Annotated in this window: 16 protein-coding genes; 14 read left to right on the top strand and 2 right to left on the bottom strand. The window is 72.3% G+C overall.

All coding sequences use genetic code 11. The features are described from left to right. Positions 1 to 77: 77 nt before the first annotated feature. The 3 genes from Vau01_RS02355 to Vau01_RS02345 are packed head-to-tail and all read left to right on the top strand — an operon-like array spanning position 78 to position 4050. Positions 78 to 650, top strand: coding sequence for a PadR family transcriptional regulator (locus tag Vau01_RS02355; protein WP_203986502.1), 573 nt, complete (start codon positions 78 to 80; stop codon positions 648 to 650). Further along, positions 647 to 1366, top strand: a complete 720-nt coding sequence (locus tag Vau01_RS02350) for an ABC transporter ATP-binding protein (RefSeq protein ID WP_203986500.1) — start codon at positions 647 to 649, stop codon at positions 1364 to 1366. Before Vau01_RS02355 ends, Vau01_RS02350 begins: the two co-directional genes overlap by 4 nt. After that, positions 1363 to 4050 carry an ABC transporter permease gene (locus tag Vau01_RS02345; protein ID WP_203986498.1) on the top strand — a complete coding sequence of 896 codons (2688 nt, stop codon included), beginning with the start codon at positions 1363 to 1365 and terminating at the stop codon, positions 4048 to 4050. The genes Vau01_RS02350 and Vau01_RS02345 overlap by 4 nt, the downstream gene beginning before the upstream one ends. 4 nt (positions 4051 to 4054) lie before the next feature. Here the strand turns inward: Vau01_RS02345 and Vau01_RS02340 are convergent, their stop codons facing one another. Together Vau01_RS02340 and Vau01_RS02335 are read right to left on the bottom strand one after the other, a co-directional pair. Further along, a complete protein-coding gene (locus Vau01_RS02340; protein ID WP_203986496.1) occupies positions 4055 to 4486 on the bottom strand; it encodes a ferritin-like domain-containing protein in 432 nt (143 codons plus the stop codon). A gap of 31 nt (positions 4487 to 4517) precedes the next feature. Beyond that, positions 4518 to 4967: a hypothetical protein gene (locus Vau01_RS02335; RefSeq protein ID WP_203986494.1), complete on the bottom strand. Its 450-nt coding sequence runs from the start codon at positions 4965 to 4967 to the stop codon at positions 4518 to 4520. A gap of 206 nt (positions 4968 to 5173) precedes the next feature. Between Vau01_RS02335 and rimP the strand changes: the two genes are divergently transcribed. The 11 genes from rimP (at position 5174) to Vau01_RS02280 (ending at position 18152) form a co-directional block, all read left to right on the top strand. Next, positions 5174 to 5854, top strand: coding sequence for a ribosome maturation factor RimP (gene rimP / locus Vau01_RS02330; RefSeq protein ID WP_203986492.1), 681 nt, complete (start codon positions 5174 to 5176; stop codon positions 5852 to 5854). Then, positions 5851 to 6879, top strand: coding sequence for a transcription termination factor NusA (nusA, locus tag Vau01_RS02325; RefSeq protein WP_203986489.1), 1029 nt, complete (start codon positions 5851 to 5853; stop codon positions 6877 to 6879). The genes rimP and nusA overlap by 4 nt, the downstream gene beginning before the upstream one ends. A 7-nt stretch (positions 6880 to 6886) precedes the next feature. Beyond that, positions 6887 to 7273, top strand: coding sequence for a YlxR family protein (locus Vau01_RS02320; protein WP_373320150.1), 387 nt, complete (start codon positions 6887 to 6889; stop codon positions 7271 to 7273). Between the two features lie 91 nt (positions 7274 to 7364). Beyond that, complete coding sequence (gene infB, locus Vau01_RS02315; RefSeq protein ID WP_203986486.1) at positions 7365 to 10433, top strand: translation initiation factor IF-2; 3069 nt, start codon at positions 7365 to 7367, stop codon at positions 10431 to 10433. Positions 10434 to 10501: 68 nt separating this feature from the next. Further along, positions 10502 to 10795 carry a DUF503 domain-containing protein gene (locus tag Vau01_RS02310; protein WP_203986482.1) on the top strand — a complete coding sequence of 98 codons (294 nt, stop codon included), beginning with the start codon at positions 10502 to 10504 and terminating at the stop codon, positions 10793 to 10795. A 62-nt stretch (positions 10796 to 10857) separates the two neighbouring features. Next, complete coding sequence (gene rbfA, locus Vau01_RS02305; protein WP_203986480.1) at positions 10858 to 11313, top strand: 30S ribosome-binding factor RbfA; 456 nt, start codon at positions 10858 to 10860, stop codon at positions 11311 to 11313. Between the two features lie 604 nt (positions 11314 to 11917). Next, complete coding sequence (locus Vau01_RS02300) at positions 11918 to 13222, top strand: MATE family efflux transporter (protein ID WP_203986478.1); 1305 nt, start codon at positions 11918 to 11920, stop codon at positions 13220 to 13222. Between the two features lie 66 nt (positions 13223 to 13288). Next, the gene (gene truB, locus Vau01_RS02295) at positions 13289 to 14122 is read left to right on the top strand and encodes a tRNA pseudouridine(55) synthase TruB (RefSeq protein ID WP_239151245.1); all 834 of its coding nucleotides are present in this window, start codon (positions 13289 to 13291) and stop codon (positions 14120 to 14122) included. Then, positions 14122 to 15090 (top strand): bifunctional riboflavin kinase/FAD synthetase, encoded by a 969-nt coding sequence (locus Vau01_RS02290; protein ID WP_203986474.1) that lies wholly within the window; start codon positions 14122 to 14124, stop codon positions 15088 to 15090. Before truB ends, Vau01_RS02290 begins: the two co-directional genes overlap by 1 nt. 99 nt (positions 15091 to 15189) lie before the next feature. Next, complete coding sequence (gene rpsO / locus Vau01_RS02285) at positions 15190 to 15459, top strand: 30S ribosomal protein S15 (RefSeq protein WP_203986472.1); 270 nt, start codon at positions 15190 to 15192, stop codon at positions 15457 to 15459. Positions 15460 to 15665: 206 nt separating this feature from the next. Next, a complete protein-coding gene (locus Vau01_RS02280; RefSeq protein ID WP_203986470.1) occupies positions 15666 to 18152 on the top strand; it encodes a polyribonucleotide nucleotidyltransferase in 2487 nt (828 codons plus the stop codon). Positions 18153 to 18229 lie beyond the last annotated feature (77 nt).

Raw genomic sequence — 18229 nt, 5'->3', positions numbered from 1 at the left:
ACAGCGGATCCCGGACGTCGACGGCGTCCGGGATTTTTTCTTGTCACGGGCATACGGAGTATGCATACTCGGTATCCATGTCGATCAGGTACGGGTTGCTGGCGCTGCTGCGGCGGGGTCCGATGTACGGCTACCAGCTACGCGTCGCGTTCGAGGAGACCACCGGCGGAACGTGGCCGCTCAACATCGGGCAGGTCTACACGACCCTGGCCCGGCTGGAGCGCGACGGCCTGGCGGTGGGCCTGCCGGAGAGCGAGAACGGGCAACGGCCGTACTCGATCACCGAGGCCGGCCGGGCCGATCTCGACGCGTGGTTCACCACGCCGGTGCGGCGCGGTGAGCGTCCCCGCGACGAACTCGCGATCAAGCTCGCGCTCGCCCTCACCACCGCGGGTGTCGACGTGCCCCGGGTCATCCAGGCCCAGCGGACCGCCACCATGCGCGCGCTGCAGGAGTACACGCGGCTCAAGGCCCGCACGGCGACGCCGACCGACCTGTCCTGGCTGCTGGTTCTCGACGCGATGATCTTCCAGGCGGAGGCCGAGGTGCGCTGGCTCGACCACTGCGAGGTCACGATCGTCCGGCACGCTCCGGCGCCGCGGCCGACCGGCGACGCGGTGGCCGAAACCGAGAAGGAGCAGGCGCGATGACCATCATCGAACTGCGTGACGTGCACCGCGTGCACGGGTCCGGCGAGACGGCCGTGCACGCCCTGCGCGGGGTCTCGATCTCCGTCGGCGCCGGCGAGCTGGTGGCCGTCATGGGGCCTTCCGGCTCGGGCAAGTCGACCCTGCTCAACCTGTGCGGCGGGCTCGACGCGCCGACCCGGGGCGAGGTCGCGGTGGAGGGCCAGGTGCTCGGCACGCTGTCCCGGCGCAAGCTCGCGGCGGTGCGCCGGCGCCGGGTCGGCTACGTCTTCCAGGAGCTGAACCTGCTGCCGAGCCTCACCGCAGTGGAGAACGTGGCGCTGCCGCTCGAACTCGACGGCAGGTCGATCCGCGCCGCCCGCCGGCTCGCCCTCGCGGCGCTGGCCGATCTCGGCCTCGGTGACCTCGCGAAGCGGTTCCCGGAGCAGCTGTCCGGCGGCCAGCAGCAGCGGGTGGCGATCGCCCGCGCCCTGGTCGGTGAGCGCCGCCTCGTGCTGGCCGACGAGCCCACCGGTGCCCTCGACTCGGAGACCGGCGAGGCGGTGCTGCGGGTCCTGCGGGCCCGCGTCGACGCCGGCGCGGCCGCGATCCTGGTCACCCACGAGGCCCGACACGCGGCCTGGGCCGATCGCGTGGTGTTCCTCAAGGACGGCGTGATCGTCGACACCAGCGGGCCGATCGGCGAGGCCGACCAGCTCCTCTCCGGAGCGCCGCGGTGAGGGCCTGGCTCGTCGCGCTGCGGATCGCCCGGCGGGAGGCCCGGCGGTCGAAGGGACGCAGCGCGTTGGTGCTCGCGCTGATCGGGTTGCCGGTGCTGGCGTTCACGTTCTTCGCGGTCACCTACGACACGTTCGACCTCACGGCGGCCGAGAAGGTCGACCGCGAGATCGGCACGGCCGACATCAAGCTCACCCAGATGTACGACGGGCCGGTCAAGCAGGAACCGACCGGCATCGGCACGCAGATCGAGACCGGCGGGCCGGTCCCGCTGACGGGCGACGTCGCAAGGTCGCTGCTGCCCGCCGGCAGCCGGATCATCCCGGTCACCGAGGGCGTCACCGGGTTCCGGACGAAGGCCGGCCGCGGCCGGTTGGTCATCTGGGAGCTCGACTACACCGATCCGCTGGCCAGAGGCATGCTGCGGCAGGTGTCCGGGCGGGCGCCCGCGAACGCCGACGAGGTGGTGCTGACCCGGGAGGCCGGCAAGCGCCTCGGTGCCGGCGTCGGCGGCACGGTCTCGAACCCCGAGGGATCCCGCACGTGGAAGGTCGTCGGGCTGGTCGAGGACCCGATGGACCTGCGCGGGCAGAAGGTGGTGTTCCGGCCCGACGCCGCGCCGATCGCGGCGAACGAGCGGTACAGCGAGTGGCTGGCCGACACGCCGGCGCCGATGACCTGGGCCGACGTCGTGGCGCTGAACAAGCGCGGCGCGGTGGGGTACTCGCGCGTGGTCATGATCGACCCGCCGCCGTACGACCCGGCCACGATGCCGCCGCCGAACGGGAACAACGGCGAGGCGTTCCGGATCGGCACGATCTTCGCGGGTGCGCTGATCCTGGAGGTGGTGCTGCTGGCGGCGCCGGCGTTCGCGGTCGGTGCCCGGCGCCGGCGGCGGGAACTGGCGCTCGTCGCGGCGGCCGGCGGCAGCCCGGCCCACCTGCGCCGGATCGTGCTGGCCGACGGCGTGGTGCTGGGCGCGCTCGCCGCCGCGCTGGGCGTGGTGCTGGGGATCGTCGTGGCCTACACCACGCGCCCCCTGCTCGACGACAACGTCATGAACCAGACGCCCGGCGCGTTCCGCGTGTTCCCGTCGGCGCTGGCCGGCCTCGTGCTGCTGGCGATCGGCTCCGGTGTGCTCGCCGCGATCGTGCCGGCGTGGACGGCGGCCCGCCAACCGGTGGTCGCCGCGCTGCGCGGCCTGTACGCCGTCACCCGGTTGCGCCGCCGCTGGGCGGTGCTCGGTCTGGTGACGCTCGTGCTCGGCATCGCGGCAACGGCGTTCGGCGCCTCGCGGGCCGACGACACGATCTCGATGGCCGGCATGGTGATCGGCGAGATCGGCCTGGTGCTGTGCACGCCGGCGCTGGTCGGGCTCGTCGCGCGGCTCGGCGGCCGGTTCCCGTTGTCGGCCCGGATCGCGCTGCGCGACGTCGGACGCAACCGGGCCGCGGCCGCACCCGCGATCAGCGCCGTGCTCGCGGCGGTGGCGGTCAGCACGCTGGCCGGGGTGACGATCGCCAGCGGCACCGGCCGCTACATCCAGTCGGACCGACCGCTGGTCATGCCGGCCGGGTGGGTGGCCGCGGAGGCGAACGAGTGGCCGTCCGGCCCCAACCAGGAGCCGCCGCCACCACCGCCGGCCGCCGCGTTCCCCGCGCTCGCGGCCGCGATGACGGCCACGATGCCGGTGACCACCACGGTGCCGATCGGTCGCCCGGTCTGCGCCGGCGGGTCCGTCTGCTATCTCGCCACCGAACGGCCCGCCGCCCAGGAGTGCCCGTACATCAATCAGGGCAACCTGAGCCGGGAGAAGCAGCGGGCCGCCCGCAACGATCCGCGCTGCGAGACGACGCTGCGCGAGTCGTACGGGCCGTCGTTCAACGAGGTCGTGATCGACTCGAAGGATCTCGGGACGCTCGTCGACCTCGACGCGGCGACGCTCGACGCGGCCACCGCCATGCTGCGGGCGGGCGGCGTGCTCGTCGCCGACCGGTTCGCCGTCGCCGGCGGCCGGACGACCATCGCCATCAGCGGTCGGGAGGGCGACCCCCGGAAGGTCGAACTGCCGGCGCTCGTGCTGCCGCCGACCGACTCGCCGGTCGTCGTCGTCTCGCCCGAGGGCATCGCCAAGCTGGGCCTCACCAGCCGGCCGGCCGGCTACATCGGCGTCACCGACCACCGGCCGACGCAGGCCGAGGAGGACGCGTTCCTGGCCGCCGCCGCCAAGGTCGACGGCAGTTGGCAGATCACCACGCAGAAGCCGCCGACACCGGAGCAGGAGCCGTTCCTGGTGGTGCTGGCGATCGTCGCCGGCGTCGTGACGATCGGCGCCGCCGGGATCGCCACCGGGCTGGCCGCGGCCGAGGGCCGGGCCGACCTGACGACGCTCGCCGCGGTCGGCGCCTCGCCCGGGGTGCGCCGGATGCTGTCGCTGAGCCGCACCGGAATCGTGGCCGGTCTCGGCTCACTGCTCGGCCTGCTGGCCGGCCTCGGCGCGGCGGCCGCCGTGATCACCGGACAGAACCGGGCGCTGGCCTCCACGTGGCCCGCGTTCGAGGCACCGATGCCGTACGTCGTCCCGTGGCTGAACGTCCTGGTGTCGCTGGTGGTGGTCCCGGCGGCGGCGATGCTGGGCGCGGCCCTGTTCACGCGGGCCCGCCTACCCGTGGAACGGGCCGCCTGATCCCTCAGCCGAGGCGGCCGGGGAACGGGACGGTCGCCGGCGTGATGGACGCGGCGCGGCGGAGGCGGGTCGCGCGGACGGCGCAGTCGGTGAGGGCGTCGACGGCGACGCGGCGGTCGTCGCCGTCGGTCGACAGCAGCGCGGCCCGCCACACGGCGGCGGTGCGCTCCTCGATGCCGATCGCCAACTTCAACGCGCCGGCCAGGTCGGTGACCGGTTCGGGCAGGCTGTACGCGGGTTCGGCCGCCGGCGCCTTGGCGCCCCGTTCGGTGAGCCGCGCGACCAGCACGTCGCGGCGGGCCCGGTGGGCCAGTTCGGCCTGCGTGGCCAGGGCCAGGGTGCTGTTGTCGAGCCGGGCGCCGACCAGCCCGTACCCGAACACCGCCGCGTGCTCGGCCACCAGCGCAGCGGCGAACGCCTCTTCGGCCGTGCTCACGGCGTCTCCCCGCTTCTCACCCCGGAGCCTTTCACTGCAGGACCTCGGCGTGACTCGCGCGGGCCGCCGCGACCGCGCCCAACAGCGGCGCGTAATGGGACGCGACGGCGACGCAGGCCGCGACCGCGCGCTCGGCGGCGGCCTTCTCGGCCGTGGCGAGCGCCTTCAACGCGCCGCCCGACCCCGCGCCGCCCGATCCCGTGCTCCCGGACGAAGTGGGCGCCGCCGCCGAGACCGAGGCGTCGAGCGACCGCCCGATCGCCGCGGCGTGCTCGCGGTGGGCGTCGCGGATCGGGGTGAGCTTGGCGGCCTGGTCGGGGTTCTGGGAGATCGCCGCGTCGTAGCGGTTGGCCAGGTCGAGCGCCTCGCCGGCGACCTGGCGCAGCGCGGCGGCGTCGGCCGCGGGAATGGCCGAGGCCCCGTCGTCGTTCGATTCACAGCCGACCAGGGCGACGCCGACAGCGCCGGCCGCGGCGGCCATAAAGGTACGGCGCCCGGTTCGTCCCCACCCCCAAGGCATCGCCACAGTCAACACCATCGGCGCAACGCGCCCGTACTCGGAGCGCCGTGCCGGCGAGCGCCGTTACGGCGCGTAGGCTTCAGGGCAAGCCGCTCGTGCCAGTCTTGCGAGCGGCGTATCGGCGTGAGCGGGATCTTGTCGGGATCACCAGCGGGAAGGGCATCGGGATGGCGCAGCGGCACGGGCGTGGCGGAGGCCGCGGCGCTGGTGGGTCGCGCTCGGGTGCCCAGAACCGCGGGGGGTCGCAGAACCGCAGCGGGCCGCCGCCGCAGCGCGAGTTTCCCGCCGGTCCGAGCCCGAACCGGGCGCGGGTGCGTGAGGTGATCGAACCGGTCGTCACCGCGGCCGGGTACGACCTCGACGGGCTGTCCCTCTCGCGGGCCGGGCGCCGCCACCTCGTCCGGCTGACCGTCGACCGCGACGGCGGGGTGAACCTCGACGCGGTCGCCGACGTGTCGCGCCTGGTATCGGCGGCGCTCGACGCGGCGGAGGCCGGCGGCGAGACGCTTTTCGTGGGCGAGTACGAGTTGCAGGTCAGCTCGCCCGGCGTCGACCGGCCGCTCAGCCTGCCCCGGCACTGGCGGCGCAACACCGGCCGGTTGGTGCAGGTCAAGGCCGGCGACAAGCAGATCACCGGACGGGTGACCGCGGCCGACGACCACGGCGTCACACTGTCGGTCGACGGAACCGAGCACACGTTCGCCTACGGGGAGTTGGGTACGGGGAAGATCCAGCTGGAGTTCAGCCGGCTGGAGACCGTCTCGGACGACGATCTCGACGAGATCGCCGGTGCCGAGGAGTACGACGACGAAGACGCTGACGATGACTTCGAGGAGGACGAGGAGTGAACATCGACCTCGCGGCCCTCCGGGCCCTGGAGCGAGAACGGGAGATCCCGTTCGAGACCATCCTCTCGGCCATCGAGACCGCCCTACTCACCGCGTACCGCCATACCGATGGCGCGCATTCGCACGCCCGGGTGGAGATCGATCGCAAGACCGGGTTCGCCGCCGTTTTCGCGCAGGAGATGGCCGAGGACGGCACGGTGGCGCGCGAGTTCGACGACACCCCGCACGACTTCGGCCGCATCGCCGCGATGACCGCGAAGCAGGTCATCCTGCAGCGGCTCCGGGAGGCCACCGACGAGGCGCACTTCGGCGAGTACGCCGGGCGCGACGGTGACCTGGTCACCGGCGTGGTGCAGGCGCACGAGGCGCGGGCCGAGAAGGGCATCGTCACGGTCGACCTGGGCAAGGTCGAGGCCATGCTGCCCCCGGCGGAACAGGTGCCCGGCGAGGAGTATCTGCACGGGCACCGGCTGCGGTGCATCGTGGTGCACGTGGTGAAGGGGTTCCGCGGGCCGCAGATCACGCTCTCCCGGTCGCACCCCAGCCTGGTGAAGAAGCTGTTCGCGCTGGAGGTCCCGGAGATCGCCGACGGCACCGTCGAGATCGCCGCGATCGCCCGCGAGGCCGGCCACCGCACCAAGATCGCGGTCCGGTCGACGGCGGCCGGGGTCAACGCCAAGGGCGCGTGCATCGGTCCGATGGGCCAGCGGGTCCGCGCGGTGATGAGCGAGCTCCATGGTGAGAAGATCGACATTATCGACTGGTCGGACGACCCGGCGGCGTTCGTCGGCAACGCTCTGTCGCCCGCGAAGGCACTGCGCGTCGATGTTGTCGACGCCGCGAACCGCACCGCTCGGGTGATCGTGCCCGACTTCCAGCTTTCGCTCGCAATCGGGCGGGAGGGGCAGAATGCCCGGCTTGCTGCCCGATTGACCGGTTGGCGCATCGATATCCGTCCAGATACCGAGGCCTCGGGCGGATCTCCGGCCGCACCGGGCGGCGCACGCGCGGAGAGCGCGGGGTAGACTTTCCGTGGTACGTCGCGCACGACCGGCCGCCCCGCCGGTGCTTTCGGCTCATCCCGTCCGCACCTGTATCGGCTGCCGGAAGCGCGTACCAGCATCCGAGTTGTTGCGTTTCGTGGCGGTGGAGACCGGCGCTGGTCAGTTCAGCCTGGTTCCCGATCCGCCACGTAGACGACCCGGCCGTGGGGCGCATCTGCATCCCGGTCCGAGTTGTTTCGCACTAGCGCAGCGGCGGCGCGCCTTCGGGCGTTCGTTGCGCGTCACCGGTGTCGTCGACACGGGTGAGCTGGCCGAGGCTCTGTCCCAGGACGAGTCGGGGTCGGCACCGTCGGCGGTGGGTCAACCGGCCCACCCGCAGAAGCAAGGTAGGACGACCAACATGAGCACACGATGAAGTCCCTGAAATGACAAGGCTTCAAGTGCACGAGTGAGGTCGGCGCGGGCCCGGAAACGGAGCTGCTGCTGACCTCGAGATGAGGAGTGCAGTGGCAGGGAAGGCCCGCGTTCACGAGCTTGCGAAAGAGCTCGGGGTCGAAAGCAAGACCGTACTGGCGAAGCTCCAAGAGCTCGGTGAGTACGTCAAATCAGCTTCCAGCACGGTAGAGGCGCCGGTGGCGCGCCGTCTGCGTGCGTCATTCGTGGCGGGATCGGCGGCTCCGGCCGCCGCGTCGGCACCGCCGCCGGCCAAGTCGGCACAGCCGGGTCCGCCCCGGGCCGACGGCAAGGCCGCACCGGCTCCGCCGCGTACCTCGGCGCGTCCCGGTCCGCCGCCACCGAAGCGCCCGGCCGGCAACGGTGCCGAGCGTCCCAGCGAGCGTCCTACCGATCGGCCGGCCGACCGGCCCAGCGGTGGCGGCGACCGTCGGGGCCCGGTTCCCGGCCCGCCGCGTCCGGTCACGCCGGCCGCACCCGTGGTCAAGCCGGCGAGTGCCCACGACATCGAGGTGGCGGCCGCAGAGGCGCGCGCCGCGGCGTTGAAGGCCGAGCAGGAGGCCGCTGTCCGTGCCGCGCAGGCGGCCCGGCAGCACGAGACGACCCGTCGTCCGTCCGGTGGCCAGCCCGGCACCGGTGCTCCGCGGCCCGGCCCGCGTCCGGGTCCGGCCAGTGGCACACCCGCACCCGGTGGCGCACCGCGTCCCGGCGGCGGCGCGCCGCGTCCGCCGGCGCGGGGCGGCAACAACCCGTTCGGCATCAACCCGGCTGCCAGTGGCGGTCGGCCGACGCCGAACTCCATTCCCAGGCCCAACCCGGGGTCCATGCCGCCGCGGCCCAGCCCGGCGTCGATGGGCGGCCCCCGGCCGAACCCGTCGCAGATGCCGAGCCAGCGGCCCGCGCGTCCCGGCGGTGGTCCCGGTGGTGGCGGCGGCGGTGCCGGTCGTCCCGGTGGCGGTGGCGGTGGTTTCCGCGGCGGTCCCGGTGGTGGCGGCGGCGGTGCCGGTCGTCCCGGCGGTGGCGGCGGTGGCGGTGGCTTCCGTGGCGGTCCCGGTGGTGGCGGCGGTGGCGGTGGCTTCCGCGGCGGCCCCGGCGGCGGTGGCGGTGCTGGTGCCGGCGGCGGCTTCCGTCCCGGTGGCGGTGCCCCCGGTGGCGGCGCTCCCGGTCGTCCGGGTGGTGGCGGTCGTGGTCGTGGCGGCGGTGCCGCGGGTGCCTTCGGGCGTCCCGGTGGCCGGCCCACCCGCGGTCGCAAGTCGAAGAAGCAGAGGCGTCAAGAGTTCGACAACCTCTCCGCGCCCACGATGGGTTCGGGTGCGCCCCGCGGCCAGGGCCAGACGGTCCGGCTGCCGCGCGGCGCGTCGTTGTCCGACTTCGCCGACCGCATCGCGGCGAACCCCGGCTCGCTCGTCCAGGAGATGTTCAACCTCGGCGAGATGGTGACGGCCACCCAGTCGTGCACCGACGAGACGCTCCAGCTGCTCGGCGAGCACCTCGGGTTCGTGGTGCAGATCGTCAGCCCGGAGGACGAGGACCGCGAGATCCTCGCCCGCTTCGACATCGACCTCGACGCGGAGGTCAACGAGGAGCGGCTGGTCAGCCGGCCGCCCGTGGTGACCGTCATGGGTCACGTCGACCACGGTAAGACCAAGCTGCTCGACGCGATCCGGTCGAGCAACGTGGTCGAGGGCGAGGCCGGCGGCATCACCCAGCACATCGGCGCGTACCAGGTGCACGTCGAGCACGAGGGTGAAGACCGCGCGATCACGTTCATCGACACCCCGGGTCACGAGGCGTTCACCGCCATGCGTGCCCGTGGTGCCCAGGCCACCGACATCGTGGTCCTGGTGGTCGCGGCCGACGACGGCGTCATGCCGCAGACGATCGAGGCGCTCAACCACGCCCAGGCGGCCGAGGTGCCGATCGTGGTCGCGGTGAACAAGATCGACAAGGATGGCGCCAACCCCGACAAGGTGCGGCAGCAACTCACCGAGTACGGCCTGGTCGCCGAGGAGTACGGCGGCGAGACGATGTTCGTGAACATCTCGGCGAAGAGCCGGATCAACATCGACGGCCTGCTCGAAGCGGTGCTGCTCACCGCCGACGCGGCGCTCGACATGCGGGCACCGATCGACGGGCCGGCACAGGGCATCGCGATCGAGGCCCACCTCGACCGCGGTCGCGGTCCGGTGGCCACGGTGCTGGTGCAGAAGGGCACGCTCAACATCGGTGACTCGATCGTCGCCGGCCGGGCCCACGGGCGCGTCCGCGCGATGCTCGACGACAACATGCGTCCGATGGAGACGGCGGTTCCGTCGCAGCCGGTGCTGGTGCTCGGCCTCACGGCCGTGCCCGGCGCGGGTGACACGTTCCTGGCCGCCGACGACGACCGCACCGCCCGCCAGATCGCCGAGCAGCGGCAGGCTCGCCGCCGCGCGGCCGAGATGGCGATCAGCGGACGTCGCCGCACCCTGGAAGAGATCTTCGACGACTACAAGGCCGGCGAGAAGACCAGCCTCAACCTCATCCTCAAGGGCGATGGTTCGGGTTCGGTCGAGGCGCTGGAGGATGCGCTCGTCAAGCTGGAGATCTCCAACGAGGTGTCGCTGCGGATCATCCACCGCGGCGTCGGTTCGGTCACTCAGGACGACGTCAACCTGGCCAGCGCGTCCGACGCGATCATCATCGGGTTCAACGTGCGGGCGGAAGGCCGTACGAAGGACCTCGCCCAGCGCGAAGGCGTGGAGATCCGGTACTACACGGTCATCTACCAGGCCATCGAGGAGATCGAGTCGGCCCTCAAGGGCATGCTCAAGCCCGAGTTCGAAGAGGTCGAGCTGGGCAGTGCCGAGGTGCGCGAGATCTACCGTTCGTCGCGGTTCGGCACGATCGCCGGTTGTATGGTGCGCAACGGCCTCATCCGCCGTAACGGCAAGGCGCGCCTGCTCCGCGACGGCGCGGTGGTCGCCGACAACCTCACGGTCGTGGGGCTGCGGCGGTTCACCGAGGACGCCACCGAGGTCCGCGAGGGCTTCGAGTGCGGTATCAACCTGGGTAACTACAACGACATCCAGGTCGGCGACGTGATCGACACGTTCGAGATGCGCGAGAAGCCTCGGGCATAACATCGATGTGACAGGGCCCGGCCGGTACATTCGGCCGGGCCTTTGTCGCCTCTCACGGAGGGAATTGATTGTTCACCGGTACTGCCGAGTTCGACCTGCTGCTCCCGGGTGACAGCCGGTCGTTGAAGGAGAAGCGCGGCTACGTGCGGCCGATCATCGCCGCGCTGCGGAAGTTCGAGGTGGCGGTCGCGGAGGTCGACTCGCTCGACCTGCACGGCCGGGCCGCCATCGGGGTCGCGGTGGTCGCGGCCGAGCCTGCCCACGTTCGTGACGTATTGGACCGGTGTGAGCGGTTGGTGGCCGCGCGCCCGGAAGTGGAAATGCTGTCGGTGCGACGCCGCCTGCACGGCGACGATGACTAATCCGCCGGGCTGGGTACGCTCGTAAACCGTACGGATTGTCGTCTGATCAGGAGGTGAGGGAGATGTCTGACCCTGCCAAGGTGCGTCGCCACGCGGAGCGTGTGCGCGAACTGGTTGCTTCGGTCGTTCGCACCCAGATCAAGGACCCCCGCCTCGGGATGATCACGATCACCGATGCCCGGATCACCGCCGACCTGCGCGAAGCCACCGTCTTCTACACGGTGTTCGGCGACGCGGCCGCGCAGGCCGGCACCGCAGCCGCCCTGGAGAGCGCGAAGGGGCTGCTGCGCAGCACGGTGGGCAAGGCGATGGGGCTGCGGCACTCGCCGTCGCTGGCGTTCGTGCACGACGACGTGCAGGAGCACGTCAAGGAGATCGACGAGCTGCTCGCGGCCGCCCGCACCGCCGACGCCGAGGTGCAGCGCCTCGCGGCCGGCAAGCAGTACGCGGCCGGCGCGAACCCCTACAAGACCGAAGAGTCGGAAGACGACGAGGTGACGGCCGCCCGCGAGGGCTGATCCAGCTGTCAAATCGAGGGGGCGTCGGGAAACCGACGCCCTTTCGGTGTCTCAGTTGCCGGGAACAGCGCGCACATGGTGGAACTAAACGATAGTTTAGATCGCATGCGCACCGTCGTACTTATCCTTCGCCGTCGCGGCGGGATCTGCTCCCCATAGCAGGCCAGCTCCCCGCCGCGGGATGCACTGCTGGCCGCGAGGGGGAGCAAGTCGAGGGTGTGCACAACCGCTATCTCGGTCTCCATGGCCGGCCCACCAGGCTGGCCCGCTCCCGCCGTGAGTGCACCGGCGATCCCGGTCACCACGCACCGTGTTCAGCGGCCGTCCTTCAGCGCCGGCCGCGCGACCGCCCGTGTCACCGGAGACGTCCAAGGAGACTTCGCCATGTCTGAAAAGCCGAAGCCGCAGCCCAAGCCCGAGCCCACCGAGCGCGAGAGTGCCCGCGCCGCGCTGCAGGCCTCGATGGACCGCCGCTACTAGACACACATCTGCCTGATCGTGGACGCCCACCGCCGGTGGGCGTCCACAGGCGTGTCCGGTGCCACGTCCCAGTAAGTGCTGTAAGGGTTGTGAGGCCTTACGGGGTGCCGGCAGGATCGGGGGCATGACCACCGAGCCCACCATGCGCCGGGTGGCCGCGCTCGCCCTGCCGGCGCTCGTGGTGCTGGCCATCGAGCCGACGTACGTGCTGGTCGACACCGCCGTCGTCGGTCACCTGGGCCGGGTGCCGCTGGCCGGGCTGGCCATCGGCGGCAGCGCGCTCACGATCGCGGCCTGGCTCGGCACGGTCGTCTCGTACGGCACCACCGCCCGGGTGGCCCGCCGCTTCGGCGCCGGCCAGCGGGCCGAGGCCATCGCCGAGGGCGTGCAGGGATCGTGGCTGGCGTTCGGGTTCGGCGTGCTGGTCGCGCTCGTCGCGCAGATCGGTGCGGGTCCGCTGGGCAGGGCCATGGCCGGCGGGGACGCCGAGGTGGCCGACGCCGCCACCACCTGGCTCCGGGTCGCCGCGCTCGGCGCGCCCGGCCTGCTCCTGGCCACCGCCGGCAACGGCTGGATGCGCGGCGTGCAGGACATGCGGCGTCCCCTCTACTACGTGCTCTCGGCGAGCCTGCTCTCGGCGGTGCTCTGCCCGATCCTGGTCTACCCGGCGGGGCTCGGCCTGGTGGGTTCGGCGATCGCGAACGCCGTCGCGCAGACGCTCAGCGGCCTGCTGTTCCTGCGGGCGCTGATGCGCGAGCGCGCGCCGCTGCGGCCCGACCTCGCGGTGCTGCGCGGCCAGCTCGTGATGGGCCGTGACCTGCTGCTGCGCGGCGCCGCCATGCAGGGGTCGTTCTTCAGCGCCACCGCGGTCGCGGCGAGCTTCGGGTCGGCGGCGGTGGCCGGGCACCAGATCGCGCTGCAGTTGTGGATGTTCTGCACGTTGGCCCAGGACGCGGTGGCGATCGCCGCGCAGTCGCTGGTCGGCGCGGAGCTCGGCGGCGGCCGGGCCGACGGCGCGCGCTGGCTGGCCCGACGGGTCGCGCTGGTCGGCATCGTCACCGGCGTGGGCTTCGCCGTGGTGATCGGCGCCGGCGCCGCGGTGCTGCCCGGCCTGTTCACCGACGACCAGGCGGTGATCGACCAGGCGCTGCTGGCCTGGCCGTGGTTCGTGGCCATGCAGCCGTTCGCGGGCCTCCTGTTCGCGCTCGACGGCGTGCTGCTCGGCGCCGGCGACACCCGGTTCCTGCGCAACCTGACGATCGTGGCCGGTTTCGGGGTGTTCATGCCGGGTGCGCTGCTGGCCGGCCGGCTCGACCTCGGCCTGGGCGGGGTGTGGGCCGCGCTGACCCTGTTCATCCTGGCCCGCCTGGCCGGCATGCTGCTGCGGGTGCGAAGCGGTCGCTGGGCCAGGGTGGGCGCGACGGTGTAACCCCGTGTGGCACGCTGTGACCCCGTGAGCAGAGGGGGCATCGTCGTCGTCGACAAGCCGGCCGGAATGACGTCGCACGACGTGGTCGCCCGGGTTCGGCGGCTGGCCCGTACCCGCCGGGTCGGGCACGGCGGCACGCTCGATCCGATGGCCACCGGCGTGCTCGTGCTCGGGGTCGAGCGGGCGACCCGCCTGCTCACCTACGTGGTCGGCAGCACCAAGCGGTACCTCGGAACGATCCGGCTGGGCCAGTCGACGATCACCGACGACGCCGAGGGCGAGGTCACGTCGAGCGCCGACGCTTCGGGCGTCACCGATGATCTTGTCGCGCAGGGGATCGCCGCCCTGACCGGCGCGATCGAGCAGGTGCCCAGCGCCGTGAGCGCGATCAAGATCAAGGGCGTGCGGGCCTACGCCAAGGTGCGCAAGGGCGAGGCGGTCGAACTGGCCGCGCGGCCGGTCACGGTGTCGCGGTTCGACCTCCTGGCGACCCGCCGGGGTGACGGCGTGATCGACCTCGACGTCGACGTCGAGTGCTCGTCCGGCACCTACATCCGGGCGCTCGCCCGCGACCTGGGCGCCGACCTCAAGACCGGCGGGCACCTCACGGCGTTGCGGCGCACCGCCGTCGGCGGCTTCACGCTGGCCGAGGCGGCCACGCTCGAGGAGCTGGCCGAGAATCCGATCAACCTCGACATCTCGGCCGCCGCCGCCCGGCTCCTGCCGCGCCGCGACGCCACCGAGGCGGAGACGCGCACGCTGCGACATGGCGGTCCGCTGGCGACGGTCGGCATCGCCGGCCCGTACGCCGTGTTCGATCCGGCCGGCGAGGTGCTGGCCGTGGTGTCCGAGCGGGACGGGCGGGCCCGTCCCGAGGTCGTGCTCGTGGGAGGAGACTGATGCTCAGGTGGCGGGGTCTGGACTCGGTGCCGGGCGGGTGGGGCCGGTCGGTCGTCACCATCGGCGTGTTCGACGGTGTCCATCGCGGGCACCAGCAGATCATCGGGCACGCCGTGAAGCGGGCCAGGGAGACCGGCGTGCCGGCCGTCGTGATGACGTTCGACCCGCACCCGGCCGAGGTCGTGCGGCCCGGGTCGCATCCGGCGGTGCTCACCGAGCCCAGCCGTAAGGCCGAACTGATCGCCGGGCTGGGCGTCGACGCCCTCTGCGTCATCCCGTTCACGCTGGACTTCTCCAAGCTGTCGGCCGAGGGCTTCGTGCACGACGTGCTCGTCGACACCCTGCACGCCGGCTTCGTGGTGGTGGGGGAGAACTTCCGCTTCGGCCACAAGGCCGCCGGCGACGTCGACCTGCTGCGCCGGCTCGGCCGGACGTTCGGGTTCGGGGTCGAGGAGGCGCCGCTGGTGGCGGCCGGTGACACCGTCTTCTCGTCCACCTACATCCGCTCGCTGATCGCGGCGGGTGACGTGGGCGCGGCGGCCGCCGCGCTCGGGCGCCCCCATCGCCTGGAGGGCGTGGTGGTCCGCGGCGACCAGCGGGGGCGCCAACTCGGCTTCCCGACCGCGAACCTCATGAGCAGCCAGTACGCGGCCGTGCCGGCCGACGGCGTCTACGCCGCGCGGGTCGCGATCGGGCACCCCACGCCCAGCGACACCAACCGGGTGGGTGCCGTGTCGATCGGGACGAACCCCACCTTTTCCGGCCGGGAGCGGCGCGTGGAGGCGTTCATCCTCGACTTCGACGCCGACATCTACGGCGAACGGATCGCGCTCGACTTCGTCGAACGGCTCCGCGAGCAGCGCACCTACACCTCGCTGCCGCCGCTGGTGGAACAGATCAACGACGACGTCGCCCGCACCAGAAGTCTCCTCAGTGAACCTGGTACCGTGGAGGAGTCCGCCGGCTGATCCGGCGGTTCGTCGTGCCTTCTGAGATGGCGCGAAGCCCGGATGCCTGCCCGACGCCGCGGGCCCGGGCACACCCGGTAAACAGATTTAAGGGAGAACATGGCGCTCGACACCGCCCAGAAGACCGAGATCATCTCGGAGTACAAGACCGGCGAAAGCGACACCGGCTCGCCGGAGGTTCAGGTCGCGATGCTGAGCAAGCGGATCCGCGACCTCACCGACCACCTCCGGGAGCACAAGCACGACCACCACAGCCGCCGCGGCCTGCTCCTGTTGGTCGGCCGCCGTCGCCGGCTGCTGAACTACCTTCAGAAGACCGACATCGCCCGGTACCGGTCGCTCATCGAGCGGCTTGGCCTGCGTCGATAGGCCTCGAGGGAGCGGCGTAACTCGCCGCTCCCTCTTGTTTTCTGTAACACTGGTGCTTTACGCCCCGTGAGCGACGGTGCACCGGTCCTCGGTAGTGGCTTTCGGACCTTGAAACGTAGGACCCGCGAGCTTCGATCGAAGACCGGCGGCCGGTCGCTCTGGGTGGGGCACCTTTCGAAGAACTGATCGAAGGAGTACACACCCACATGACCCAGCCGACCACTCTCGGCACCCACCAATCCCGCGCAGTGATCGACAACGGTGCGCGCGGCACCCGCGAAGTGATCTTCTCGACCGGTCGCCTGGCTCGTCAGGCCGCCGGTTCGGTGCTCGCCCAGCTGGGCGACACCGTGGTGCTTTCGGCCACCACGGCCAGCAAGGCGCCGAAGGAGCAGTTCGACTTCTTCCCGCTCACCGTCGACGTCGAGGAGCGGATGTACGCGGCCGGGCGGATCCCCGGCTCGTTCTTCCGCCGCGAGGGCCGGCCGAGCGAAGACGCGATCCTCACCTGCCGGCTCATCGACCGCCCGCTGCGGCCCACGTTCGTGAAGGGCCTGCGCAACGAGGTCCAGGTCGTCGAGACGGTGCTGGCGCTCGACCCGCAGCACCCGTACGACGTCGTGGCGATCAACGCCGCGTCGATGTCGACGAAGCTGTCCGGCCTGCCGTTCAGCGGCCCGGTCGGTGCCACCCGCATGGCGCACGTCGAGGGCCAGTGGGTCGCGTTCCCCACCAACGACGAGATCGCCAAGGCCACGTTCGACATGGTCGTCGCCGGGCGCGCGCTGCCCGACGGTGACGTGGCGATCATGATGGTCGAGGCCGAGGCCACCGAGCACACCATCGCTCTGGTCGCCGCCGGTGCCGCGGCACCCACCGAAGACGTGGTGGCCGCCGGCCTGGAGGCCGCGAAGCCGGCCATCCGCGAGTTGTGCCGCGCGCAGAGCGAGCTGGCCGAGGTCGCGGCGAAGCCGGTGCAGGAGTACCCGACCTTCCACGAGTACGCCGACGACGCCTACGAGGCCGTCGCCGGCGCCGTCCGGGCGCAGGTCGCCGAGGCGCTGAAGATCGCCCCGAAGGCCGAGCGCGAGGAGGCCCTCGACAAGGTCAAGGCCGCCGCCATCGAGCAGCTCGGCGCCCAGTTCGAGGGGCGCGAGAAGGAGCTCTCCGCGGCGATCAGGTCGCTCACCAAGAACGAGGTGCGCGCCCGCGTCCTGCGCGAGCAGGTCCGCATCGACGGGCGTGGCCCGCGCGACATCCGTCCGCTCACCGCGGAGATCGGCGTGCTGCCGCGGGTGCACGGTTCGGCGCTGTTCGAGCGCGGCGAGACCCAGATCATGGGCGTCACCACGCTGAACATGCTCCGCCTCGAGCAGACGCTCGACACGCTCGGCCTGGCGAAGTCCAAGCGGTACATGCACAACTACAACTTCCCGCCCTACTCGGTCGGCGAGACCGGCCGGGTCGGCGCGCCGAAGCGGCGCGAGATCGGGCACGGCGCGCTCGCCGAGCGGGCCCTGATCCCGGTGCTGCCGAGCCGCGAGGAGTTCCCGTACGCGATCCGGCAGGTGTCGGAGGCGTTCGGCTCCAACGGGTCCACCTCGATGGGTTCGGTCTGCGCGTCGTCGATGGCGCTGCTGTCGGCGGGTGTCCCGCTGAAGGCGGCCGTCGCCGGCATCGCGATGGGCCTGATCTCCGACGAGGTCGAGGGCAAGACGCAGTACGTCACCCTCACCGACATCCTCGGTGCCGAGGACGCGTTCGGCGACATGGACTTCAAGGTCGCCGGCACGCGGGAGTACGTCACCGCGCTGCAGCTCGACACCAAGCTCGACGGCATCCCGTCCGACGTGCTCGCCGCCGCGCTGCAGCAGGCACACGAGGCGCGCCAGACCATCCTCGACGTGATGGAGGAGGCGATCGCGGCGCCGGCGGAGATGTCCGACTACGCGCCGCGCGTCACCACCGTCAAGATTCCGGTCGACAAGATCGGCGCGGTCATCGGCCCGAAGGGTCAGATGATCAACGCGATCCAGGACGAGACCGGCGCCGACATCACCATCGAGGACGACGGCACGATCTACGTCGGCGCCACCGACGGCCCGTCGGCGCAGGCGGCGGTCGAGCGGATCAACGCGATCGCCAACCCGACCCTGCCGAAGGTGGGCGACCGCTTCCTCGGCACAGTGGTGAAGACGGCCGCGTTCGGCGCGTTCGTCTCGCTGCTGCCCGGCCGCGACGGCCTGCTGCACATCTCCAAGGTGGGCGAGGGCAAGCGGGTCGAGCGGGTCGAGGACTTCCTGAACGTCGGCGACAAGGTCGAGGTCCAGATCGCCGACATCGACGCCCGCGGCAAGGTCTACCTCGACAAGGTGCGCGCCGACGGCGAGGTCGCTCCGGCGGCCGAGGGTGGCGGCGGCGACCGGGGCGGTGACCGCGGCGGCGACCGTGGCCCGCGCCGCGACCGTGGCGACCGTGGCCCGCGCGACCGTGGCGACCGCGGCGGCGACCGTGGTCCGCGCCGCGAGCGCAGCGACCGGGGTGACGGTGCTCCGCGCGCCGCCGCCACGGACGCGCCGGCCGGCGAGGGCGGCGGCCCCACCGCTGCCCCCACCGGTGGTGAGGCCGGCGGCGAAGGCGGCAGCGGCGACGAGGGCGGCGAGTTCCGCCGTCGGCGTCAGCGCCGCGACTGACCGTCCTGCTCGCGGAAGCCCCGCGAGCCAGGCAAGACAGGCACGACAGGCACGACCCGGGGCGCCTCGACTACATT

The sequence above is a fragment of the Virgisporangium aurantiacum genome (assembly GCF_016863635.1).
Taxonomy (GTDB): domain Bacteria; phylum Actinomycetota; class Actinomycetes; order Mycobacteriales; family Micromonosporaceae; genus Virgisporangium; species Virgisporangium aurantiacum.
The sequence above is the reverse complement of the archived record's forward strand: the minus strand, read 5'-3'. Positions and strand labels throughout refer to the sequence as shown.

Excerpts from the sequence above, each read along its gene's own strand:
- Vau01_RS02355 (WP_203986502.1), top strand. The coding sequence starts at position 78 with ATGTCGATCAGGTACGGGTTGCTGGCGCTGCTGCGGCGGGGTCCGATG.
- Vau01_RS02350 (WP_203986500.1), top strand. The coding sequence starts at position 647 with ATGACCATCATCGAACTGCGTGACGTGCACCGCGTGCACGGGTCCGGC.
- Vau01_RS02335 (WP_203986494.1), bottom strand. The coding sequence starts at position 4,967 with ATGGCCGCCGCGGCCGGCGCTGTCGGCGTCGCCCTGGTCGGCTGTGAA.
- rimP (WP_203986492.1), top strand. The coding sequence starts at position 5,174 with ATGGCGCAGCGGCACGGGCGTGGCGGAGGCCGCGGCGCTGGTGGGTCG.
- rbfA (WP_203986480.1), top strand. The coding sequence starts at position 10,858 with ATGTCTGACCCTGCCAAGGTGCGTCGCCACGCGGAGCGTGTGCGCGAA.
- Vau01_RS02300 (WP_203986478.1), top strand. The coding sequence starts at position 11,918 with ATGACCACCGAGCCCACCATGCGCCGGGTGGCCGCGCTCGCCCTGCCG.
- truB (WP_239151245.1), top strand. The coding sequence starts at position 13,289 with ATGACGTCGCACGACGTGGTCGCCCGGGTTCGGCGGCTGGCCCGTACC.
- Vau01_RS02290 (WP_203986474.1), top strand. The coding sequence starts at position 14,122 with ATGCTCAGGTGGCGGGGTCTGGACTCGGTGCCGGGCGGGTGGGGCCGG.
- rpsO (WP_203986472.1), top strand. The coding sequence starts at position 15,190 with ATGGCGCTCGACACCGCCCAGAAGACCGAGATCATCTCGGAGTACAAG.
- Vau01_RS02280 (WP_203986470.1), top strand. The coding sequence starts at position 15,666 with ATGACCCAGCCGACCACTCTCGGCACCCACCAATCCCGCGCAGTGATC.